The following is a 20,082-nucleotide window of genomic DNA, read 5'->3' on the forward strand; positions in this document are numbered from 1 at the left end:
TATAAAAGCAAAAGGGAAATAAGATGAAAATAGGAGATAAAGTGCGCTTCCTTAGTGAAGTAGGGGGAGGGAAAATAACCGGCTTTCAAGGTAAAAACATTGTATTGGTCGAAGATGGAGACGGGTTTGAAATACCTACTCCTATTAAAGATTTAATCGTCATCGACAGCGACAACTATCAGGTAAATCCGACGACGAACGTCCCTCATTCTGCCCAAGTACAAGAAGTGAAAACTTCGCAGAAGATCTTTCGCGAAGAAGAAAATCATCCAATCGCCTATCGTCCCGCTGAACGAAAAGGCGGCGATGCCTTGAATGTGTTTCTGGCTTTCGTGCCTGAAGATGTAAAGATGATTACGACCACCACTTTCGATGCCTATTTGATCAACGACAGCAATTATACCATTTGCTACACCTATCTCTCCGCCGAAGGACAAAGTTGGAAAATCCGCAATCAGGGATCGATCGCCCCCAACACGAAATCTCATCTCGAGGAATTCGGAATCACAGAGCTCAACGACCTGGAACACGTAGCCGTGCAACTCATCGCCTTTAAGGATAACAAAGGGTTTACATTGAAACCGGCCGTTTCCGTTCAATGGCGTATAGATACGATCAAGTTCTACAAATTGCACACTTTCGGAAAAAGCATTTACTTTGAGGAACCTTCGCTGATCTACGACATCGTCAAAGACGATATCCCAGCCCAGCAAATCGCCCTGAACGCCTACGAAATCAGAGAATCGTTGCTGCAAAAGCAACCGACGGAACGACACTCTCACCGGAAACAGGAAACAAAAAGCATGAAAGACGGCATCCTCGAAATAGATCTCCACGCCCATGAACTGTTGGAGACGACCATAGGAATGAGTAGCGGGGATATCTTAGACTATCAGTTGGATGTATTCCGAAAAACCATGGAAACATACAAAAATAAGCAAGGACAACGCATCGTCTTCATCCATGGGAAAGGCGACGGCACCCTCCGCAATGCGTTATTGAAAGAACTGAATTACAAATATAAAAAATGCAGTAGCCAAGATGCCTCCTTCCGCGAATACGGGTTCGGAGCCACAATGGTTACTGTTCATTGAGGCGTATATTCCTATCGGTTACTCCTACCTATCATGAATCTTCAGCCTGTATGCGGCCAGCTCCTCGTATTTGGTACCGGGACGACCGTAGTTACAATACGGATAAATACTGATGCCGCCTCGTGGAGTAAATATCCCTGCTACTTCGATATATTTCGGATCCATCAGTTTTATCAAGTCTTTCATGATGATGTTCACACAGTCTTCATGAAAATCGCCGTGATTGCGGAAGCTGAAAAGGTATAGCTTCAAACTCTTGCTTTCCACCATCTTTACATCCGGCAGGTATTCGATGCGTATCTCGGCAAAGTCAGGCTGACCGGTAATCGGGCATAAACTGGTAAACTCGGGACAATTAAACCGAACCCAATAATCGTTCTCCGGATGTTTGTTCACAAATGTCTCTAACGTTTCAGGGGCATAATCCGTCCTGTACGCCGTCTGCCGTCCCAATTGAGTTAATTCATCTCTTCTTTCCATCGATCATCTATTTTGTTTCGCGTTCTGTTTTTATCTTCAAATACTTCTCTAATCCTTCGCGACGCAGCTTACAGGCCGGGCAATGACCGCATCCGTCGCCGGGAATGCCATTATAACACGTCAACGTTTCATGGCGGACCAAATCGAGCACTCCCAATTTATCAGCCAATTCCCAAGTCTGCGATTTATCTATCCACATCAGTGGCGTATGAATTGCAAACTGCGCATCCATAGCTAAGTCCAACGTCACATTCAACGACTTGACAAAGGCATCTCGACAATCGGGATACCCGCTGTAATCAGTTTGCGAAACGCCAGTCACCAAATGGCGTATTCCTTTTTCACGAGCATAGATGGCGGCGATACTCAAGAAAAAGAGATTACGCCCCGGGACGAATGTGTTGGGGAAGGTGTCAGCAGGTTTCTCCCGATCCATCACGATGGAAGCATCAGTGAGCGAATTGGCTCCCAACTTCCCGATAAGAGAGACGTCCACCACGTAAATATCGACATCAGCCTTGGCGGCGATAGCCTTAGCGATCTCTACCTCGTTCACATGCTTCTGTCCGTAAATAAATGTGATTGCAAATACACGACGAAAATATTTCTTCGCCCAGAACAGACAAGTAGTAGAATCTTGTCCTCCGCTGAATACTACCAATGCATCTTCGTTATTCATCATTCCTGTTTTTTCGTGGTTAATCTGGATTACACGACCGTTATTCACGGCATCTTCTCGACGCTGCAAAGTTACACATTATTCATAATCGGTCCAACTCGCTTTTTACATTTACTTAAAAATCGAACATCACAAAAAATAATCCACTTCCTTACGCAGTATTTCGAAAATCCAGGTATTACAGAATTTCATAAACTGTTAAACACGACGATATGTAAAAAAAGTTATTATCGTATTCCTCCATACTTTCGTTGTAACTTTGAGCGGATGTAATGATAAAGAATGGGTGAATACCCTATCGAGCGTCAGGACATTACGTTCTCTACGCGTTCAAAAGTATTGAATGAGAAAGTGTTAAAATAACTCAGAGATATTCTTCTCTCTTTCCTGAATATATTTTATTTCCGGATCCAAACTCCAGGTCTGGAAATAAATTTGATGTGCAGAAAAGTTTCTCGTCACCACGTTCGAATGGGATTAAAATTATACTAACTTTGCGAGATAAAGTCAGATGCTATGAATAAGAAAGAATTATACAGCAAGACCCTTTCCTATTTAAAAGAGGAGATTCCGCAAGCAAAGACGGAACTTCATTTCAAGAATCCGTACGAATTGATCATCGCCGTCATTCTGAGCGCTCAATGTACCGATAAGCGAGTAAACCTGATTACTCCTCCACTCTATCGCGACTTCCCCACCCCCGAAGCGCTCGCCACCTCAACCCCCGAAGTGATCTATGCATATATTCGCAGCGTGAGCTATCCGAACAGCAAGGCGAAGCATTTGGTCGAGATGGCGAAGATGTTGGTCGCAGATTTCCATAGCGAAGTACCCGATAATATGGACGATTTGATCAAGTTGCCGGGAGTAGGCCGGAAAACGGCCAACGTGATGTTGAGCGTCGTCTTCAAACAAGCCGTCATGCCGGTCGACACGCATGTCTTCCGCGTGAGTCATCGCATCGGATTGGTTCCCGATACCTGCACCACTCCTTTAGCCACCGAAAAATACCTGGAAAAATACATCCCTACCGAAGAAATTGCGATCGCTCACCATTGGTTGCTGCTGCACGGACGCTACATCTGCCAAGCGCGCCGACCCAAATGTGAAGTGTGCGGATTAAATGGGATTTGCAAGTATTCCCTAACGGCGCATGTACCGTAAATCAGGCTTTTCCAACGTCAGACCATCGTAGGCGAGATGGATATGCGGAGGCAACTGTTCGTCGATCACGGCATGCAACCCCATCTTATGACTCATGTGGATGAAATAGGTTTCCTCAGCGCCTATCCGCCGGGCATTCTGCAAAGCCTGTTCCAAATTTTGATGAGCAGGATGCGCTGCCCAGTGCAAAGCATTCATAATCAGCAGATCCAATCCATGAAGTTTCTCGTACTCCTCCTCAGGCATTGCAAGCATATCGGTGATCCATGCCATCTTGCCGATGCGATAACCTAAGATCGGCATCTCGCCATGCATAACGAGCAAAGGCAAGATCTCCGCTTCAGCGCCGCTCACGCTGCTCACCTTGAAAGGGATATCGGGAAATATCTCGGTCAGCGTAATCTTCGGGACACCCGGATAAAGACGGTCTCCGAAACAATAGGGAATACGTTGACGAAGATGGGCGTAAGTGCGATGATCCGCATAAAGAGGAATATCTCGGAGCCGTCCCCAAGGGCGGAGATCGTCTATCCCTCCGACGTGGTCGTAATGTTCGTGAGTCAACAATACCGCATCGATGGCTCTGAAATCATTCAGGCGTATCATTTGCTCCCGGAAATCGGGGCCGCAATCAATCAGTATACGTACTCCGTTCACATCGATGATCCCGGAACAGCGAAGCCGATTGTCATGCGAATCCTTGCTGGTACAAACGGGGCACGTACACCCCACTTCGGGTACGCCGGTCGATGTTCCGGTTCCTAATATCGTTATCTTCATCCTTGCGTATGTTTAATCGCTCAGATCGTCGAACTCTACCAATTTCCACCGGCCTTTGCGACGTTTAAAATAGAGAGTATTGTCGAAGCCGTTGCCGTTCCCTTTCAATTCCATAATCCGCAGGTTCGATTCGGCAGGTTCAGGCCGGCCATAAATCACATTTGTCAAAGTATCTTTCGGAATGGGCGGAGAGAAGGCAAACCACTGTCCGGCATCGAGGGTTGTCTCCCATACGGAGAATTCATCGTCCGGATCAAAGGTGACATATTTCAACGGGTCGGCCACGCGGGCGGCCTGAAAAGCGCTGTCATTGGCAAAACGAGAATAGAAGTTGTAGAACTCTTCGCCGTCCGCTATTGAATCCCTCTCTGCCAGATTCACGAAATCGATGGCATGCAGCATCCAGCCCCCTTTCGTCCGTTCGAACGAATAGCGTTTAATCTCTCTCTTCTTTAAGAGGATCCATTCCACTTGCGCATTCGTTGCGGTGGTATCCTTTTCCACCCCGGCATCGGCGTTTTCGTTACGAATAATGGTATAGACCTCCATGCGACTGAAAATAGGATCGAATTCCCACTCGTTTTTATCGATAAACGATTTCCGAACAGCATCTCTACAAATCAAAGGAAAAATTATACGCGACTTCTGCATCTTGGCATCCCGCGTAAAGCTGTAGATAAAATCGGTAAAGCTCTCGTCGACGGTAAGAGGAATACGCTCTTCCTGCCCGATGCCGATTTCAGCCAAAGAATCATCAATTGCGGCCAATCCGGACGAATCGGCCGCAGCACCTATCGAATCGTTCGCCTTATTGATATTTTTACAGGAGTTCATCAGCAAAACGGCGACGACACTCCATACTAATCCTCTCATTTTTCTCGACAAATTCGATACAAAAATATCCTTTTTTCTCCTTTTCCACAAAATATTCCGTTTAAATCCTTACATTTGCACCCAATAAAAAATAACACTATGCTGATCGATAAAATAGAGCGATTATTTCAAGAGATAAAAGATATTCATGCATCGAATGCGGAAGAATTGGAAGCCCTTCGCATCAAGTATCTGAGCAAGAAAGGCGAGATCAATGCCCTGATGACCGATTTCCGAAACGTAGCCGCCGACCAGAAACGCGAAGTCGGCATGAGATTGAATGAACTGAAACAGCAGGTTCAGGAAAAAATCGCTGTACTGAAGCAATCTTTCGAGGCGAAAGACAACGGCACAAGTCACTTAGACCTGACCCGCACGGCTTACCCGATTGCATTCGGCACCCGCCATCCGTTAAGCATCGTGAAGAACCAGATCATCGACATCTTCAATCGCTTGGGCTTTACCATCGCTACTGGTCCTGAAATCGAAGACGACTGGCACGTATTCTCTTCCATGAACTTTGCGAAAGACCATCCTGCCCGCGATATGCAAGATACCTTCTTCATCGAGTCCAACCCCGACGAAATCTCCAAGAACATCCTCCTCCGCACCCATACTTCCTCCGTACAGGCGCGCGAGATGGAAGTACGGAAACCACCCATTCGCGTGATTTGTCCCGGACGCGTATATCGCAACGAAGCGATCAGTTACCGCGCTCACGCCTTCTTCCATCAGGTAGAAGGGCTATATGTCGACAAGAACGTGTCGTTCGCCGATTTGAAACAAGTGTTGTTGCTTTTCGCGCAGGAAATGTTCGGGCCGGACACCCGAATTCGTCTACGCCCTTCTTACTTCCCCTTTACGGAACCGAGCGCAGAGATGGATATCAGCTGTAATATCTGCGGCGGAGCCGGATGCGCTTTCTGCAAAGGTACGGGCTGGGTGGAAATCCTCGGTTGCGGCATGGTCGACCCGAATGTGTTCGAGGCGAACGGCATCGACAGTCATGTTTATTCCGGTTATGCTTTCGGAATGGGTGTCGAACGCATTGCGAACCTGAAATATCGCGTAAACGACTTACGCCTGTTCTCCGAAAACGATATCCGCTTCCTGAAAGAGTTTCAGCCGGCATACTGAACTTCACCGCACATCCGCCGGCAAAAGGTCAAGTTCGAAAAATCATCGATTTTTTGACATAATGACAATCCGATGTCGTTCCCGCAGGTTCCTTTCGTAACTTTCCGAATTCATTCCTCCTGTTTTGCCCGCCTCTTCGGGCGAATCAACAAATTCTTATCCGAGCGAAGTGCGTCGCCGGTTTCCTGATCATAAACGAACCGCCAGTCGGTCCGCGAGGGTATCGCCGCAGGTTCCTTCGTCTCTTTGAAGAAATCGATGATGCGCGAACGGATGTCTCGCTGCGTAATCAGAATGATTCTCGAAGCAAGTTCTTCCAGCGTCAGGTCGGCGCCGCAGGTAAGGATACCGCCGCCGCCGCTTCCGATGTAGGAATTCACGACTACGCGGTATTCCCTGTCGTAATCGAAAGGAGTACCGTTCGCATGGCGGAGAATACGCACTTTCTCTCCCATCGGTTTCGTCAAGTCGACTTCGTAAACGATGCCGGCGGCAGTGATCAAGAAAGGGCTGAAGGCTCCCAAAAAATAATTTTTGTGTACGGAAATAATATGCAAAACCTTACCCACCGATCCTTCGGCTCCGGCATCCGTCAGCAAGTCGTACGAGCGTTCCAACGCTCCCCGCACTTCTCTTCCCGTCAAACGCACGAGCTCGATCAAGTTTTCATAACGGTAAAGACGGAATGTATCTCGGATACATACCTCTCCTTCAGCGACGACCTCATCGTACGTTAACGGAGCGGCAAAAGAGATGTCGGCATCCATCCCTTTCATTTGTACCTCATGGAGCAAATCACCCAAGGGGGACGGTCCGAAAAAATAATCCACAGCGTAAATGGGAGTCGTCAGTCGCCCGATCTTTTGCCCGACAAAGCGTTTGACTGCTTTCTTATAGTTCGCATATCGCCTGGCAAACGCCAAATCTACCGGATAAGCCATCACAGATACTATCTGTCCGCTTTTATACAGCATCTCCGCACCGGTGTCCGAAACGACGCAGGTAATCAACGCTTCGGCGACATGAGTGGTCGTCCCGCCCGCATTCAAAAGCAAGACCGTCTTCCCGTTCGCCTTATTCAAAACCTCTTTCGAACAAGAACGATGATCGTGTCCAAAGAAGATGACATCAAACCCGGCTACTTCCGTAGCGATCTCTTCGGCAGCATTCTCATTGAACCCGTTGAACCCTTCTTCCTTCAAACCGGTATGAAACAACCCGACCATCACATCTGGACACTCCTCTTCTTCGATCTTCGAAACCCATTCCCGTGCGGAACCTACGATATCACCGAAGTAAATGCCTGACCAAAATTTTTCCGGCAGCCACATTGGGATAGCGGGAGTAATCAATCCCAACACGGCGATACGGACACCATCTTTCACGATGAGGGTGTAAGGTTTCGTATAGGGACGGCCGTTCGATTGCCGAAGAATGTTGGCTCCCAATACGGGACATTGCATATCGTTCAACCATTTATCATACACCTCATGGCCGACTTCAAAGTCATGATTTCCAAAGACTACCGCATCGTATTTCATAAAGTTCATCACATCCGCAGCCAAATGACAGGTACTTTTGTCAATAAAATTGGCATAATAAGCGCAAGGCTGTCCCTCTAAGATATCGCCTCCGTCGAAAAGCACGCAATGCTCCTCTCCCCACAATCTCCGTTGCCGGCGAACGTAGGCGTCCACTTTACCCAATCCTCCTTGGTAGGCACGATCATTGATAAAATCATACCCCAGAAAGTTACCGTGCACGTCGGTAGTCTCTATCAATTTCAGTACTACTTTACGGGTCTTATCCTTATGGCTTGCTTTCATTCTCTCTCAAACGCTACCAAACGAACTGCCTCGTAAAGATAGGCAATAAAACAGAAAAGGAGAAATGCTCCCGACCATAACCTTCCGCATTTATCGTCCGTGAAATCGAGAAATCATCGTTATTGAAACGAAGCAAGCCCTTCCGACAAATACCATTGAAACAGGCAAGACTATTTTCGTCTTTATGCTGCATAACATAACCGATTCGTTTGCTTATCAGGATAAAACTCTTGTAATTTGTAATATCAAAATGATATTAAAACGATAAAGATATGAGGACAATCGTAGAAAGTGCCGTATCGATGGTAAAAACGGTGCTCGATAAATTATCCGCCGAGAAAATCGTCGAATTGGACGAAGATAAGAAAACGGCGATGGTGGGCAACCTAAGGATGATTTTCTACACCGACGAACCGGTACAATCGGTGGTGAACTCAGGAACACTGAACATGTAAACCTTTCATTATGCCGAAGAAAGAAACGACGAAAAACTTCATTCTCAGGATGGATACCGAAATGATGAATGCCATCGAGAAGTGGGCGGTCGAGGAGTTCCGCTCTACCAACGGACAATTGCAATGGATCATCACCGAGGCGTTACGTAAAAACGGCAGATTGAGAAAAGACAAAAGGATGTCTTTGTCGCCGAAAACATCCAATGAACAAGAAAACAGTTAATTAAATAATTATCATTCAATCAAGACATCGTTCTTATGGAAAAAATTATTCTCAGCATCATTTTGGTACTCATGGCCTTAGGTGTCCATGGACAGGAAAAGAAGCAAACACCTCTCCCTCCTTACGCCTACGCTACGGAAGAGGTCAGTTTCACCAACGCGGAAGACCATGCCGTCCTTTCAGGAACACTCTCCTATCCCTTCGGATATGAAAAGATGGAAAAGAATGCCGTCTCTGTCGTTTTGATGATATCGGGCAGCGGTTTGCAGAATCGAGACGAAGAACTGTTCGGACATAAACCCTTCTTAGTCATCGCCGACTATTTGGCCAAGCACGGCATTGCCAGCCTACGCTACGACGATCGGAACTTCGGGAAATCGACAGGAAACGTTATGGAAGCCACGACGGAAACCTTCATGAAAGATGCCCTTGCCGGGATAGATTTCTTAAAGAAATCGGGCCAATTCGGTAAGATCGGAGTGATAGGACATAGCGAGGGCGGAAGTATCGCATTCATGCTGGCAAGCAGAAAATCAGTCGATTTCGTGGTCAGTTTAGCCGGAAGCAGCGTGCGGGGAGACCTTGTTTTATTGACACAAAACAAAACCCTGTTAAGTATGTCCGGCATTCCCGATCAGGTTTGTACGGACTACTGCAACGTACTGAAAGAGATTTTTCAGGCGCAATTGGCTAAACCCGATATCGCCAATCCGAAAGAACTTGTCAAGGAACTGATCGAAAAGACCCAAGCCAAGCTCCCTCCTTCCTTAGAACAAAATCTGGTCATGGTGATCAAACTGAGCAATCCATGGTCCCGTTATTTCATCAGTTACGACCCGGGAAAAGACATAGCAAAGACTCATTGCCCCGTCATGGCCATCAATGGGAGCAAGGATATGCAAATAGATGCGAAAACCAATTTGGAAGCTATCCAAACTTTACTGCCAGCCAATACGCAAAACCTGATAAAGGAATATCCGGGATTGAATCATCTCTTCCAACACAGTGAAACGGGCAATCCGGCGGAATATGCCAATATCGAAGAAACCATTGCCCCCGAAGTACTCGAGGATGTGGCGAACTGGATTAACCAGACCTCGAAGTGAAGTTCGAGGTCGGCCATCCGTTCCCCACTCTCTCTGTCGACTCAGATTAAGATGAAGAATTTTTTATTCCTTTTAGCGGCAATCGCCAGCGAGACGTTCGCCACGTCGATGCTCAACAAATCGGAACAGTTCACGAAGCTGATACCTACCGTTCTGGCACTTGTCGGCTACTGCCTGTCGTTCTATACGCTAAGCCTTGCCTTACGCACCATACCTGTGGGTATCGCCTATGCCATTTGGGCAGGATTCGGTATCGTATTGGTTATGCTTGTCGGAATTTTCGTTTTCAAACAGGTTCTGGACATTCCGGCTGCCATTGGCCTGCTGTTGATCGTCGCGGGCGTAATCGTCATCAATCTGTTTTCGAAGATGAACGTACATTAGCTGATCTTCGATCTAATTTCCTTGGGATGATCGATGATTTTTCCGGGATGGGTTATCGCTTCTTTTTCCTGTTTAAGGCTTCAACGGGCCGTAAAAGTAGGAAGCCGTGGTACCGCCGTCGACGAGAAAGTCGGTTCCGGTGATGAAAGCGCCGCGGTCGCTCATCAGCAATTCGGCCACATTGGCTATTTCATCAGCCGTTCCTCGACGTCCGGCTGGACATTTAGCGAACATATTCTTATAGAAATCACCGCGCGGACCGTTGAATTCGTCGAGCGCCAGCGGCGTGACGATGATACCTGGCGAGATGGAGTTGATGCGTGCGCCGCGTGCACCCCATCTGACGGCCTCAGCCATGACGCGCTTCACGTTGCAGCGCTTGTCCATCTGGTAGGCGTGCAGCGTGTCCTTGATGTTTTCAGGCTGCAGCATATCGAGGGCGAGCAATTCGTCCGTCGGAGTAACAGCCAGCAGTTCGTCTTCCTCCGCCGTAAGGATAGGTATGCGGTGGCCCGACTAGCTGGAGATGGTTATGCCTGTACCGCCCGGTCGGATGACCTTGCCCACCTCTTCGAGTAGCACCGCCGTGCCGTAAAGGTCTACTTTCAATATCGCTTCTATCGGTGCCTGACTCGGCGACACGCCTGCCGAATTGACGAGCATCGCCACGTCACCGTATTTTTGTGCATCGACTATCGTAGCGAGAACGGATGCTCTCGAAGCGATGTCCGTCTCCACAGCCACCGCATCGAAGCCTGCTTTGTTCATCACATCGGCTGTGGCTTCGGCGTTCTCTTTGCGTCTGTCACCCACGACGATCTTCATATCATAGCCTATACGACGGGCTATCGCCATACCAATCTGACCGGCACCGGTCAGTATCATTACGTCTTTCTTCATCTCAATCATATTTCAAATTAAAATTTTATCTATTTGAAAAGAGCTGCTCCTTTCGGATGCATCCGCTATCCAATCCTGCTTCATTTATATCGGTCAGCAGCTCGCGTTCCGGCAAGCGGTGCTCAGAACACCCAGCCAATACCGCCCATAAACGTAGCTCGCGACATAGGGAAGCCCGCCAGAATCTCATATCGCTGTGCCAATAGGTTCTCTCCTTTGACGAAGAGACGTACTCCTTTGCCCATGCGACAGTCGGCCGTCAGGTTCAGTAAGACGAAATTCTCCTTCTGTTCGTCGTTGCCCACGGCCGTGTAAAGTCCGTCGATCCACTGCAAGCCGGCGTTCAGTCCGAACCGGCCGGCTTCGTATCGCCCCCCTGCATAGAGTTTGTGCCGAGGAGCCGCTATTTGCGGACGGCTCATGTGCAGATAGCTGTAATTGCCGTTCAGCCGCAGATGTCGGTTTGCGGAATAGTCGACCTCCAACTCGAAGCCCGTATTCTCCGTTTTTCCCGTGTTCATGTTGAGCGGTTTGCCGCCGACCATTACCGTGGAAATGAGTTCGTCGGCTTTCAGATAAAACACATTAGTTCCCAACAACAGACGGCCCCGCAACAGTCGCTGTTTGTAAGAGAGTTCGTAGTTCATCAGCCGTTCGGGTTTAAGCGCGCTGTTGGCCGGCCGGAACATATAGAGTTCGCGCAACGTGGCATGGCGGAAACCTTTGCTGACCATTGCTCGTAGCTCTACGTGAGGTAATCGGAAAGTGAAACCGCCCTGCGGCACCCATTCATTGCCGGCTACCGAGTGATGATCGAGCCGTATGCCGGCATCGAGCGTAATCCACGAGGCGAGATCTTGGCGGAAGTCGACATATCCGGCCACTTCATTTACGGTCTTGTGGGCAAGCTCCGTGCGCTTGTCGCCGCTCATGGCCTTGTTCCAAGCCTCGCCGCCGAAATGTTGAAAGTCCATACCCAACGTAATCCGGTTGCCGGTGAAGAACGATGCAGACTGATAGAGCGACAGCCCGCCCTCTTGTCGTCATGGATGTAATAGGCCGTGCGTGGCGTTCCGCCCGGATGGTATCCGTCGTTGATGTGGTGATGCCCCCAGTTGTTGAACACGCGCAGGGCTCCCGACGTCTTTCCGTAATCGTTGGTGAGCGACAGGGCGGCCATTCCGCGGGTTATCCTCATGTCGTTGTCGATGTACGGATTGGATGTCTCGCCCGGATTGGAGCTTTCAAAATAGGTTACGTCCACATTGCCGCTCAATGTCCATGCGGGCGTGAGGTCATAGCCGAGTTTCACGAATCCGGCCGTCTGTTCGAATGCCGAGTTCGTCCGATGGCCATCGGTACGACCACAGTTCGCTCCGGCAATACCGAAAAACTTATTGCTGCGGAAACGCATGGTGGCACTCCCCTCGAGCGTTCCGTACGAGCCGCCTTGCAGATTGATGTCGGAAGCCATGCCGTTTTCACGCATCTGTCGCGTCACGATGTTCACCACGCCGCCCATCGCATTGCTGCCATAGATCGTCGAGGCAGGACCGCGCAGTACTTCCACTCGTTCGGCCAGCATGGTTTGATAGGTGTCAACAACGGGATGGCCGTACAGGCCGGCATACTGCGGCAGTCCGTCGACAAGCACGAGCAGCGAGGCTCCGCCGCCCACGCCGCGCACTTTGATGCTGCCCGCCGAGCCGGTGCTCACGCTGTAGCCCAGCAGCCCTCTCGAGGTGATGAAAAGACCAGCTATCTGTTCCGTGAGCGTGGGCAGTACCGACTGCCGGTAATCCTGCGTCAGCGCCTCGCGCCCGATCACGGAGAGCGTCATCGGCAGGTGCCGGAGGTCGGTACGATTGCGCGTTCCCGTCACCACGACATCATTCAGCCGATAGATTGTCGTGTCTATGGGGTTTCCATCGGCATACGCAGAAAGGACGATGCCGGCCGCGGCAACTAACATATAGCATCTCTTCATAAGAGAATTATTTCAGCTCTACCAGCTCGTATTGTCTGCTGCCCAGCCCAATCCGCTCGGAATAGTCTACGATGTGGATGCCGTGCTGACGGTTGATGCGTTCGATGAGCGGTTTATTGTCGTCGCCGGGAGCCGCCTTGTGGTTGAACACCAAGTCGAGGCAGGCCTGGTCTAAAGCTACGGGATCGGCACTTGCCAAAATCCCCATATCTTTCAGCTTGGGATCGGCCGGATGGGAATCGCAGTCGCAGTCTACGCTCATGTTGTTCATCACGTCGATGTAAACGATGTTTCCCGCTCCGAAATGATCGTGTACGGCTTGTGCAGCAGCGGCCATCGACTCGAGGAAGTAATCCTGCGCCGGTAGGTTCTGCCACAGCTCGTCAGGACTTTGCACTTTACCGGCGGTATGGATGTAAGTTTTACCGGCCAAGGAAGCCACGCCGATGCTGGCGTTCTTCAACACTCCGCCGAAACCGCCCATGGCGTGACCTTTAAAGTGAGCGAGATTAACCATAAAGTCGTAGTTCTTCAGATGATTGCCCACGATGTCGTACTTGATATGCGTCGTATCCTGCACGGGGATACGCATATCGCCCTCCTCGTCCATGATGTCGACCTGCGCGATGGCGTCGAAACCGTGTTCGCGGATAGTCTTCCGATGAGCTTCGGTCGTATTCCGGCTATCGGGATAGGCCGTATTGCATTCTACGATAGTGCCTTTCACCTCGTCTACGAGACTGCGGATGAGTTCCGGTTTCAGATAATTGCGTCCTCCAGACTCGCCGGTACTGATTTTCACGGCCACGCGCCCGTGAGCCGGCACACCCAAAGCCTTGTATATCTTGACAAGCGACTCGGGCGAAATTTCTTTCGTAAAGTAAACTTTCGACTGTGCCGAAATGCCTAATGCAGCAACGACGCACAGTAAAATCATTAATAATCGTTTCATCTCTTTTTGTTTTAAGTTATTATATATAAAGTAGAGAACAACGCGATCCAATCTTGACTGCGGTAGGTCTGTACCTTTGTTTCGTTCTTTTTAGTTGTAAGTTGTTGCACTTGGTCCCATCGGTCCTCCTCTTTTTGACTTAAAATCTGTTGCATTTACCTGCATTCAGGGCATACAGTCCAAGCATACCGCACAGCGCGAGGAAAACAACGCCGAGAATGAGGATGAATTGAAAAGAGGTGATGTCGGCCAGAAGCCCCCACGCGCCAGCCATCAATGCGCCGCCCACAGCAAAGGCCATGGAGATGTTAGCGTAGATGCTGGCGTAGTTGCGGTTGCCAAACACTTCGCGCACCAGCATGGGTGTCTGTACGGTAACGCCTGCATAGGCCCACCCGAAGAGAAAACCGCCAGCGAGAACAACGGCTATGCCCGCCTTGCCAAAGATGAGAAGCAGAAGCCCCAAGATGCCTAACGATACCGTAACGGTTACGCCCAGCGTGGCGTTGCGGTCGTTGATGATCCCCAATACCACCTTGCCTACGGTTACGCCAATCATTACCGCCGACGCCACGAACGATGCCTGTTCGAGCGAGAAGGCCAAGTCGGTGATGTATTTGGGGATGAACAAGTTGAGCGTAGACACCGAAATCATGAGGAAAGCGAAGACCAACAGGCAGTAGAAGACAGGCATACGCACGGCTTGGGCGTATGCCACGCCCTCGGTAGGCTTTGCCGTCGCGGTGTTTTGCAACGTTTCGCCATGCGGTTCAAGTCCTTTCTCGGACGGATAGTTGCGCAAGAAGAAGGCAAGGAGCGGCGTAACGATGAACAATATCATGGCTCCGAACACCACGTAGGCCGTACGCCAACCGTAATCGGATATGAGCCATGCGCCCAAGGGGTTGAAAAGGATGCCGCCGATGCCCGATGCCGCACTGCATACGCCGATGAAAAAGCCCACGCGTGAGCAAAACCAACGGTTGACCATTGTGGGAAAACTGAGGTAGAGCAGAAAAGCCATGGTGATACCGATGACGTTTCCTGCCGCGTAAAACTGCCAAGCAGCGGTGAAAAGTGACATGGAAGTCACCGCAAGGCCCAGCACCAACGAGGCCACCGTGAGCAAAAGGCGCGCGCTGCACTTCTCTATCAGCCGGCCGGCCAAGGGAAGCGTGAGCGTGGAAAACAGATAGTTGAACGACATGTAAAGGCCGAGCGCACCCACGAAGATGCCCAAACTTTGGCTCACAGGCTGATAGAAGATGCCTGCACAGCTCATAACCAGCCCCACGTTAATGCCCATGATAAGGCAACAGCAGGCTACTATGGCGTAGGCGTAATGTATTTCGTTTCCTTTCATCTTGTGTATGTGCCTCCTCTATATTAAGGTGTAATCACCATTGCAGAGGCAAGGTGAACTTCCCATCGGTATCGAAATCGCGGATCAATTCGCTCCATGCCGTGGGCGTGCGTCCCGACTTGGCCGTGGGGAAGACGTTGTATGGCAGTTGCGGAATGTTGAGTGCGATGGGCGTGCCCTTACCGAAAAGAATGGTATATGTACCCCCGGGTAGGGTGTTCTTTTGCGGAGCGGTGAGGTCGCCGGGGTCGGCTGATAGGAAACCGTTCACGTTTTTGTCGCCCAAACTTTGCGTGCTCAGTACCCAGGCACAGTTTGTGCCCGGGCCGCAAGCCGTATTGAATGGGTTCTAACGCCATGTCGAAGCGTTGCACTTCGTTGGGCATGAGATACACATCCTTGTCTAACGTGGGCCAAGGCCATGCCATTTTGCCGTTCTTATCTGTCCATGTGGCTTGACGATCCAGCTTGCTGAGGCTCCCCAGCATGGCTCCCTTGGTGATAACGGTTGTAGTTCCGTCGGGTGCCACATCGTAAAGGCGTGCCAAAATCTCCATGTTGGTGTTGCTCGACTTGGCATAGAGTTGCAGCGAAAGCGGGCCGGCGATGGTCATTCCGTTTGTAATCGCTGCGCTTTCGAAGGTCAGCTTGCCGTCTTTCTCTTCGGGTTTTCCCCATCGCAAGCGGCTTTCGCCAGTGTCCTGCATGCGTCGGGCAATGCTTTCATTGCTGCCTAAGTACCACGTTGTGTAGGTATCTACCGCGGGATAGGCGGCAAGATTAACCCAGCGTTCACTGCCCGCTTCGTATAAATGCAGGGGTGTGGCGGTGTTGGTAAGGCCTGTATCTTTGCCTTTGAGCCACGTATCGAACCATTCGAGGTAAACGCCGATGTCCATTCCCAAGCCGTGCCCCCAGTCGCCGATGATGAGTTGATAGCGTGGAGACACCTTTTGACCTCGCTGCATGGGCTTGTCGATGGGCCTACCGCTTACTGCGTTTTGGAAAGCCACGTACCCGCGAACGGCTCCCGTTTCGTTAAGGTCTTGCCAACCGCCCCATTGCAACACGGGAATACCATTCTCTACAATGTCGCGACTCCATCTCAAGGGAATGCGGTCTTGCCAGAACGTCCCGTCGTAGGCAGGGTCGCCACCAGCCCAAAAGGCCTTGTCGAAGTCTGCAAAATGCTTTTCCGCACCCTCGTTGCCGCCCATCGAAGCCTTTGCGCGTGGGGCATAGCCCATCATCAGCACGGTGGGAAGTCCGTTGTTGGTCCATGCCTGTCGATATTGGGCACCCAAACCGATGGCGCCAGCCATGATGACTTTCAGCGGAGAGCTCTTTCCCACCTTGGCAGCGGTTGCCAAAGCTAAGGCCCCAGGATAAGATGCGCCGTAGAATCCCACCTTTCCGTTGCTGCTGTCGAGCTTCGAAGCCCAATCTACAACGGCCTTTCCGTCTAAGCCATCGCGACTGGAGAACTGTTGAAGCACGCCCGTGGATTTGCCCGAGCCACGCGGATGCACCAGCGCAACGATGTAGCCGCGCTGGGTAAGATAGGTGTAGGGTAGTCGTTCTGCTGCGCCTTCTCCTTCGTAAGGTGTAAATTCCACCAGTACGGGAAAAGTTTCTTCGGCGCGTTTGCCCGTTGCGAGCGAGGTGGGATAAGCCACCTTGGCATCCAACACCACACCATCTTCCATGGGTATGCGCACGTCTTTCTCTATTTCAGCCCCGAATGCGGGCGGTCCTGGTTGCCAACCTTTGTCTCCGGGGTATTTCGTTTGCGCCAGACCGGCAATGGCTTGCGCACAGAACGCAATCAATATAAAAAACTTCTTCATTTGTTATTCTATTAATCGTGCGATGTCATCTCGCGGATATTTCTTTCAATAGGTGGACGCTTCGGCGTGAACGAATTTCCATTCCCCGTTTTCTTTCCTCAAGCGGAAGCTCAGTTGCAAGGGCCACGTGTGTCTGCCGCCGCCGAAGCCAGCCGCCTCCACTCTACTTCTGCCAACAAACGTGGCTTCGTTGTCTTTCACTTGGCAGTCAAGTTGCTGCACTTCGGCCTTATAATAATTGAGCGTTCCGTCCATGATGGCACGAATATAAACCGACTTCGACTGATGCAAGCCGGTCATGTGCACAAGTACGAAATCGTCGGCATGTACTTCGTCGAGCACAGCCGAGTCTTTTTCAATCAAAGCCTTGTACATCCGCCCGTATAACGTTTCGATTTGTTTCCTGTCTGAGTCATTCATTTTCGTTGATTTTTGACGAACAACTGTTCCTTGCCCGCATGCCGAAAGGATACAAGTGAGGGACAGCGATAGGAATAGTTTGCGTCTCATCGCAACTTCTTGATAAACTTTGCCGGGACTCCCGCCACCAACGTGTAGGGTGCCACATCTTTAGTGACGACGGCCCCGCTGGCAACGATGGCCCCTTCGCCGATTGTCACGCCCGGCATGACGCTTACTCGGGAACCTATCCAAGCGTTGCGGCAGATGTGTACCTCCCTGGTCATGATGATGCGGACATCCGACGGATCGTGGTTCACGGTGAACAATCCCACTTCCGGGCCCATCATCACGCCGTCGTCGATGATGACCGTACCTGCCGACATCACGGTGAGTCCGTGGTTGGCAAACACGTCTTTGCCTAAATGCACATTGCAGGCGCAATCTATTTGGAACGGCGGGGTGAAGAATGTTCCTTCCTGAAGTTTTACGCCGAAAAGTTCGTTTTCCAACTCTGCAATCTTTTCTCGCTCGTCGGGGTCGGTATTGTTAATCACATAACACAAGTGTCGGCAACGAGCAATCTCGCCGTGTACTTCCTCGCGATATTTCTCGTCGCGTATGTCGTAAGGTTTTCCGCTGCGCAGTTCTTCAAATACAGTCATGCTTTTGTTCCTTTCTGTCAATATCCCAGTCCTTTGAGCCACTGCTGTACCTTTGCTTTTTCCGTTCTCACCTCGTGGCCGTAGATGGAAAAGGCGCCGGTAACGGTGGCTTCGGGGTATTGTTTCTTCACGTCCTTGACCGTACTGCCCAGCCCGCTACCCTCGTGGGTGGTGAAGGGGATGAGTTTTTTTCCGTTCAGGTTGTATCGTTTGAAGAAAGTGAACATCACCTGCGGATAGGTGCCCCACCAGATGGGGCCGCCGATGAAGACGGTGTCGTACCGGTCGATGTTGTCCACCGCGCCCTTGAATGCAGGCAGCTCGTGGTTATCCTTCTCCGCTCGCGCTACTTTGATCAGTTCCGAGTAGGGCATATCATAGTTCTTTTCGGCGACGATCTCGAAGACATCCGCTCCGGTCTGTTCCTGAATATAGTCGACCACGATCTTCGTGTTGCCCACTTCGATGTTTCCGACTGCGTAGTTCTCGCCCACATGGGAGAAGAATACGATCAATGCTTTTCCTTTTTCCATATTATACTGCGGTTCTTTTGTGCTGCCGCTGCAAGCTGTGGAAACCAGCAATACGGCGAAAGCGATGAATATTTTCAATGGTTTCATACACATTATTTATGAGGAGTTATCTTTTATCTTATCTCTTATCAGGTCATTTCTTTCAAGGACTCGATCCATCGACCTACGTCGTTTTTCGGCGAGTCCATGCCCTGCGTGATTGTCCGTGCAGGAGCAATAAACGTGCTCTGTTTTTTCATCTTCCTGCGAATCCGTTCCTCCAGCCCATGAACATCTTCACCGTCTCGGGGTCGTTGTGGTCGAAGAAAGCGCTCTTGGCCAAGTCGAGCGACCGAATGCGCTCCATCTCCTCGGCGGTGAGTTCGAAATCGTAGATGCTGAAGTTCTCTTCCATCCGTTTCCGGTGCGTGGATTTGGGGATGATGATGACGTCGCGCTGAGTGAGGTAGCGGAGGGCGACCTGCGCTACGCTCCTGCCGTGCACCTTGCCGATTTCTTCCAATACGGGGTTAGTAAAGAGGCCGTTGCGCCCTTCGGCGAGGGGCCCCCACGACATGGTGCGCGTGCCGAACCCGTCCATGTATTCCTTGGCTTTGATTTGCTGGCAGAAGACGTGCGTCTCCACCTGATTCACCGCCGGCACAATTTCGACATTGGTGGCCAGGTCGATGAAATGGTTCGGCTGGAAGTTGCTCACGCCGATGGCGCGCAGTTTGCCCTTGCGGTAGGCGTCTTCGAGTGCGCGGTAGGCGCCGTAGTAGTCGCAGAAAGGCTGGTGGAGCAGCATGAGGTCGATGTATTCGGTCCGCAAACGGCGCAGACTCTCGTCGATGCTCGTCTTGGCGTGCTCGTACCCGTAGTGGCTGATCCATACTTTGGAGACCAGAAAGACCTCGCTGCGGGGGATGCCGCTCTTTTTCACCGCTGCGCCCACGCCTTCTTCGTTGTAATAGGCCTGCGCCGTGTCGATCATCCGGTAGCCCACGCCGAGCGCATCGCTTACGCATCGTTCGGCTTCTGCCGGATCCACCTGGTACACGCCATAACCCAGTTGCGGCATCTGTACTCCGTTGTTCAATGTTACGTACTTCATCGTCTATTTCCTCTCTTTTAGTTTCTTCTTCAAATATATTCTATATTGATTATCAATGATTTATATTTGTATGGTACAAAAATGTTTCCTCAATTTGAGTAGCATTGATTAGAAAACATCTTGGATGTTATCGCTTTGTTGA

The 20,082-nt window shown here is 50.4% G+C and carries 18 protein-coding genes and 3 pseudogenes; 7 read left to right on the forward strand and 14 right to left on the reverse strand.

Translation table 11 applies throughout. The features are described from left to right. The first annotated feature begins 23 nt into the window (after positions 1-23). A complete protein-coding gene (locus tag BN102_RS09795; protein ID WP_019208969.1) occupies positions 24-1,094 on the forward strand; it encodes a DUF2027 domain-containing protein in 1,071 nt (356 codons plus the stop codon). A gap of 24 nt (positions 1,095-1,118) precedes the next feature. Here BN102_RS09795 and queF read toward each other — a convergent pair whose 3' ends face one another. Both queF and queC read right to left on the reverse strand, forming a co-directional pair. After that, the gene (gene queF, locus BN102_RS09800; protein WP_021311112.1) at positions 1,119-1,574 is read right to left on the reverse strand and encodes a preQ(1) synthase; all 456 of its coding nucleotides are present in this window, start codon (positions 1,572-1,574) and stop codon (positions 1,119-1,121) included. Between the two features lie 7 nt (positions 1,575-1,581). After that, a complete protein-coding gene (gene queC, locus BN102_RS09805; RefSeq protein ID WP_036787999.1) occupies positions 1,582-2,253 on the reverse strand; it encodes a 7-cyano-7-deazaguanine synthase QueC in 672 nt (223 codons plus the stop codon). A gap of 516 nt (positions 2,254-2,769) precedes the next feature. Between queC and nth the strand changes: the two genes are divergently transcribed. Beyond that, positions 2,770-3,417 (forward strand): endonuclease III, encoded by a 648-nt coding sequence (gene nth / locus BN102_RS09810; protein WP_019208972.1) that lies wholly within the window; start codon positions 2,770-2,772, stop codon positions 3,415-3,417. On the opposite strand, the gene BN102_RS09815 is transcribed toward nth, so the two are convergent. Both BN102_RS09815 and BN102_RS09820 read right to left on the reverse strand, forming a co-directional pair. Next, positions 3,397-4,197: an MBL fold metallo-hydrolase gene (locus BN102_RS09815; protein ID WP_019208973.1), complete on the reverse strand. Its 801-nt coding sequence runs from the start codon at positions 4,195-4,197 to the stop codon at positions 3,397-3,399. The genes nth and BN102_RS09815 overlap by 21 nt on opposite strands. 12 nt (positions 4,198-4,209) lie before the next feature. Beyond that, on the reverse strand, positions 4,210-5,070 hold the full coding sequence (locus tag BN102_RS09820; protein ID WP_019208974.1) for a DUF4348 domain-containing protein: 861 nt from the start codon (positions 5,068-5,070) through the stop codon (positions 4,210-4,212). Positions 5,071-5,172: 102 nt separating this feature from the next. Between BN102_RS09820 and pheS the strand changes: the two genes are divergently transcribed. Further along, positions 5,173-6,207 carry a phenylalanine--tRNA ligase subunit alpha gene (gene pheS, locus BN102_RS09825; RefSeq protein WP_036788000.1) on the forward strand — a complete coding sequence of 345 codons (1,035 nt, stop codon included), beginning with the start codon at positions 5,173-5,175 and terminating at the stop codon, positions 6,205-6,207. A gap of 110 nt (positions 6,208-6,317) precedes the next feature. Here the strand turns inward: pheS and BN102_RS09830 are convergent, their stop codons facing one another. Beyond that, a complete protein-coding gene (locus BN102_RS09830; protein WP_019208976.1) occupies positions 6,318-8,033 on the reverse strand; it encodes a bifunctional metallophosphatase/5'-nucleotidase in 1,716 nt (571 codons plus the stop codon). 281 nt (positions 8,034-8,314) lie between these two features. On the opposite strand from BN102_RS09830, the pseudogene BN102_RS09835 reads away from it, so the two are divergent. From BN102_RS09835 to BN102_RS09850, 4 genes and pseudogenes are all read left to right on the forward strand, one after another. Further along, positions 8,315-8,488, forward strand: a pseudogene (locus BN102_RS09835) (SPFH domain-containing protein); the annotation flags it as partial. 10 nt (positions 8,489-8,498) lie between these two features. Continuing rightward, the gene (locus BN102_RS09840) at positions 8,499-8,711 is read left to right on the forward strand and encodes a type II toxin-antitoxin system antitoxin (protein ID WP_019208978.1); all 213 of its coding nucleotides are present in this window, start codon (positions 8,499-8,501) and stop codon (positions 8,709-8,711) included. 35 nt (positions 8,712-8,746) lie between these two features. After that, positions 8,747-9,817 carry an alpha/beta hydrolase family protein gene (locus BN102_RS09845; RefSeq protein ID WP_019208979.1) on the forward strand — a complete coding sequence of 357 codons (1,071 nt, stop codon included), beginning with the start codon at positions 8,747-8,749 and terminating at the stop codon, positions 9,815-9,817. Positions 9,818-9,868: 51 nt separating this feature from the next. Then, positions 9,869-10,201 carry a DMT family transporter gene (locus BN102_RS09850; protein ID WP_019208980.1) on the forward strand — a complete coding sequence of 111 codons (333 nt, stop codon included), beginning with the start codon at positions 9,869-9,871 and terminating at the stop codon, positions 10,199-10,201. A gap of 72 nt (positions 10,202-10,273) precedes the next feature. On the opposite strand, the pseudogene BN102_RS09855 reads toward BN102_RS09850, so the two are convergent. The 9 genes and pseudogenes from BN102_RS09855 to BN102_RS09895 form a co-directional block, all read right to left on the reverse strand. Then, positions 10,274-11,101, reverse strand: a pseudogene (locus BN102_RS09855) (SDR family oxidoreductase). 122 nt (positions 11,102-11,223) lie between these two features. Then, a pseudogene (locus BN102_RS11310) lies at positions 11,224-13,088 on the reverse strand (TonB-dependent receptor). 7 nt (positions 13,089-13,095) lie between these two features. Further along, positions 13,096-14,040 carry a DUF362 domain-containing protein gene (locus BN102_RS09865; protein ID WP_019208983.1) on the reverse strand — a complete coding sequence of 315 codons (945 nt, stop codon included), beginning with the start codon at positions 14,038-14,040 and terminating at the stop codon, positions 13,096-13,098. A gap of 139 nt (positions 14,041-14,179) precedes the next feature. Beyond that, on the reverse strand, positions 14,180-15,403 hold the full coding sequence (locus tag BN102_RS09870) for an MFS transporter (protein WP_051007725.1): 1,224 nt from the start codon (positions 15,401-15,403) through the stop codon (positions 14,180-14,182). A gap of 179 nt (positions 15,404-15,582) precedes the next feature. Then, a complete protein-coding gene (locus BN102_RS09875) occupies positions 15,583-17,250 on the reverse strand; it encodes a CocE/NonD family hydrolase (RefSeq protein ID WP_036787960.1) in 1,668 nt (555 codons plus the stop codon). 45 nt (positions 17,251-17,295) lie between these two features. Beyond that, a complete protein-coding gene (locus tag BN102_RS09880) occupies positions 17,296-17,670 on the reverse strand; it encodes a nuclear transport factor 2 family protein (protein WP_019208985.1) in 375 nt (124 codons plus the stop codon). Between the two features lie 86 nt (positions 17,671-17,756). After that, on the reverse strand, positions 17,757-18,314 hold the full coding sequence (locus tag BN102_RS09885) for a maltose acetyltransferase domain-containing protein (RefSeq protein WP_019208986.1): 558 nt from the start codon (positions 18,312-18,314) through the stop codon (positions 17,757-17,759). A gap of 17 nt (positions 18,315-18,331) precedes the next feature. Then, positions 18,332-18,934, reverse strand: coding sequence for a flavodoxin (locus BN102_RS09890; RefSeq protein ID WP_019208987.1), 603 nt, complete (start codon positions 18,932-18,934; stop codon positions 18,332-18,334). Positions 18,935-19,082: 148 nt separating this feature from the next. Beyond that, a complete protein-coding gene (locus BN102_RS09895) occupies positions 19,083-19,940 on the reverse strand; it encodes an aldo/keto reductase (RefSeq protein WP_019208989.1) in 858 nt (285 codons plus the stop codon). Positions 19,941-20,082 lie beyond the last annotated feature (142 nt).

It is taken from the genome of Phocaeicola abscessus CCUG 55929, assembly GCF_000312445.1.
Lineage (GTDB): Bacteria > Bacteroidota > Bacteroidia > Bacteroidales > Bacteroidaceae > Phocaeicola > Phocaeicola abscessus.

Coding starts and splice junctions, on each gene's coding strand:
- BN102_RS09795 (WP_019208969.1), top strand. CDS start 24: ATGAAAATAGGAGATAAAGTGCGCTTCCTTAGTGAAGTAGGGGGAGGG.
- queF (WP_021311112.1), bottom strand. CDS start 1,574: ATGGAAAGAAGAGATGAATTAACTCAATTGGGACGGCAGACGGCGTAC.
- queC (WP_036787999.1), bottom strand. CDS start 2,253: ATGAATAACGAAGATGCATTGGTAGTATTCAGCGGAGGACAAGATTCT.
- nth (WP_019208972.1), top strand. CDS start 2,770: ATGAATAAGAAAGAATTATACAGCAAGACCCTTTCCTATTTAAAAGAG.
- BN102_RS09815 (WP_019208973.1), bottom strand. CDS start 4,197: ATGAAGATAACGATATTAGGAACCGGAACATCGACCGGCGTACCCGAA.
- BN102_RS09820 (WP_019208974.1), bottom strand. CDS start 5,070: ATGAGAGGATTAGTATGGAGTGTCGTCGCCGTTTTGCTGATGAACTCC.
- BN102_RS09830 (WP_019208976.1), bottom strand. CDS start 8,033: ATGAAAGCAAGCCATAAGGATAAGACCCGTAAAGTAGTACTGAAATTG.
- BN102_RS09840 (WP_019208978.1), top strand. CDS start 8,499: ATGCCGAAGAAAGAAACGACGAAAAACTTCATTCTCAGGATGGATACC.
- BN102_RS09845 (WP_019208979.1), top strand. CDS start 8,747: ATGGAAAAAATTATTCTCAGCATCATTTTGGTACTCATGGCCTTAGGT.
- BN102_RS09850 (WP_019208980.1), top strand. CDS start 9,869: ATGAAGAATTTTTTATTCCTTTTAGCGGCAATCGCCAGCGAGACGTTC.
- BN102_RS09865 (WP_019208983.1), bottom strand. CDS start 14,040: ATGAAACGATTATTAATGATTTTACTGTGCGTCGTTGCTGCATTAGGC.
- BN102_RS09870 (WP_051007725.1), bottom strand. CDS start 15,403: ATGAAAGGAAACGAAATACATTACGCCTACGCCATAGTAGCCTGCTGT.
- BN102_RS09875 (WP_036787960.1), bottom strand. CDS start 17,250: ATGAAGAAGTTTTTTATATTGATTGCGTTCTGTGCGCAAGCCATTGCC.
- BN102_RS09880 (WP_019208985.1), bottom strand. CDS start 17,670: ATGAATGACTCAGACAGGAAACAAATCGAAACGTTATACGGGCGGATG.
- BN102_RS09885 (WP_019208986.1), bottom strand. CDS start 18,314: ATGACTGTATTTGAAGAACTGCGCAGCGGAAAACCTTACGACATACGC.
- BN102_RS09890 (WP_019208987.1), bottom strand. CDS start 18,934: ATGAAACCATTGAAAATATTCATCGCTTTCGCCGTATTGCTGGTTTCC.
- BN102_RS09895 (WP_019208989.1), bottom strand. CDS start 19,940: ATGAAGTACGTAACATTGAACAACGGAGTACAGATGCCGCAACTGGGT.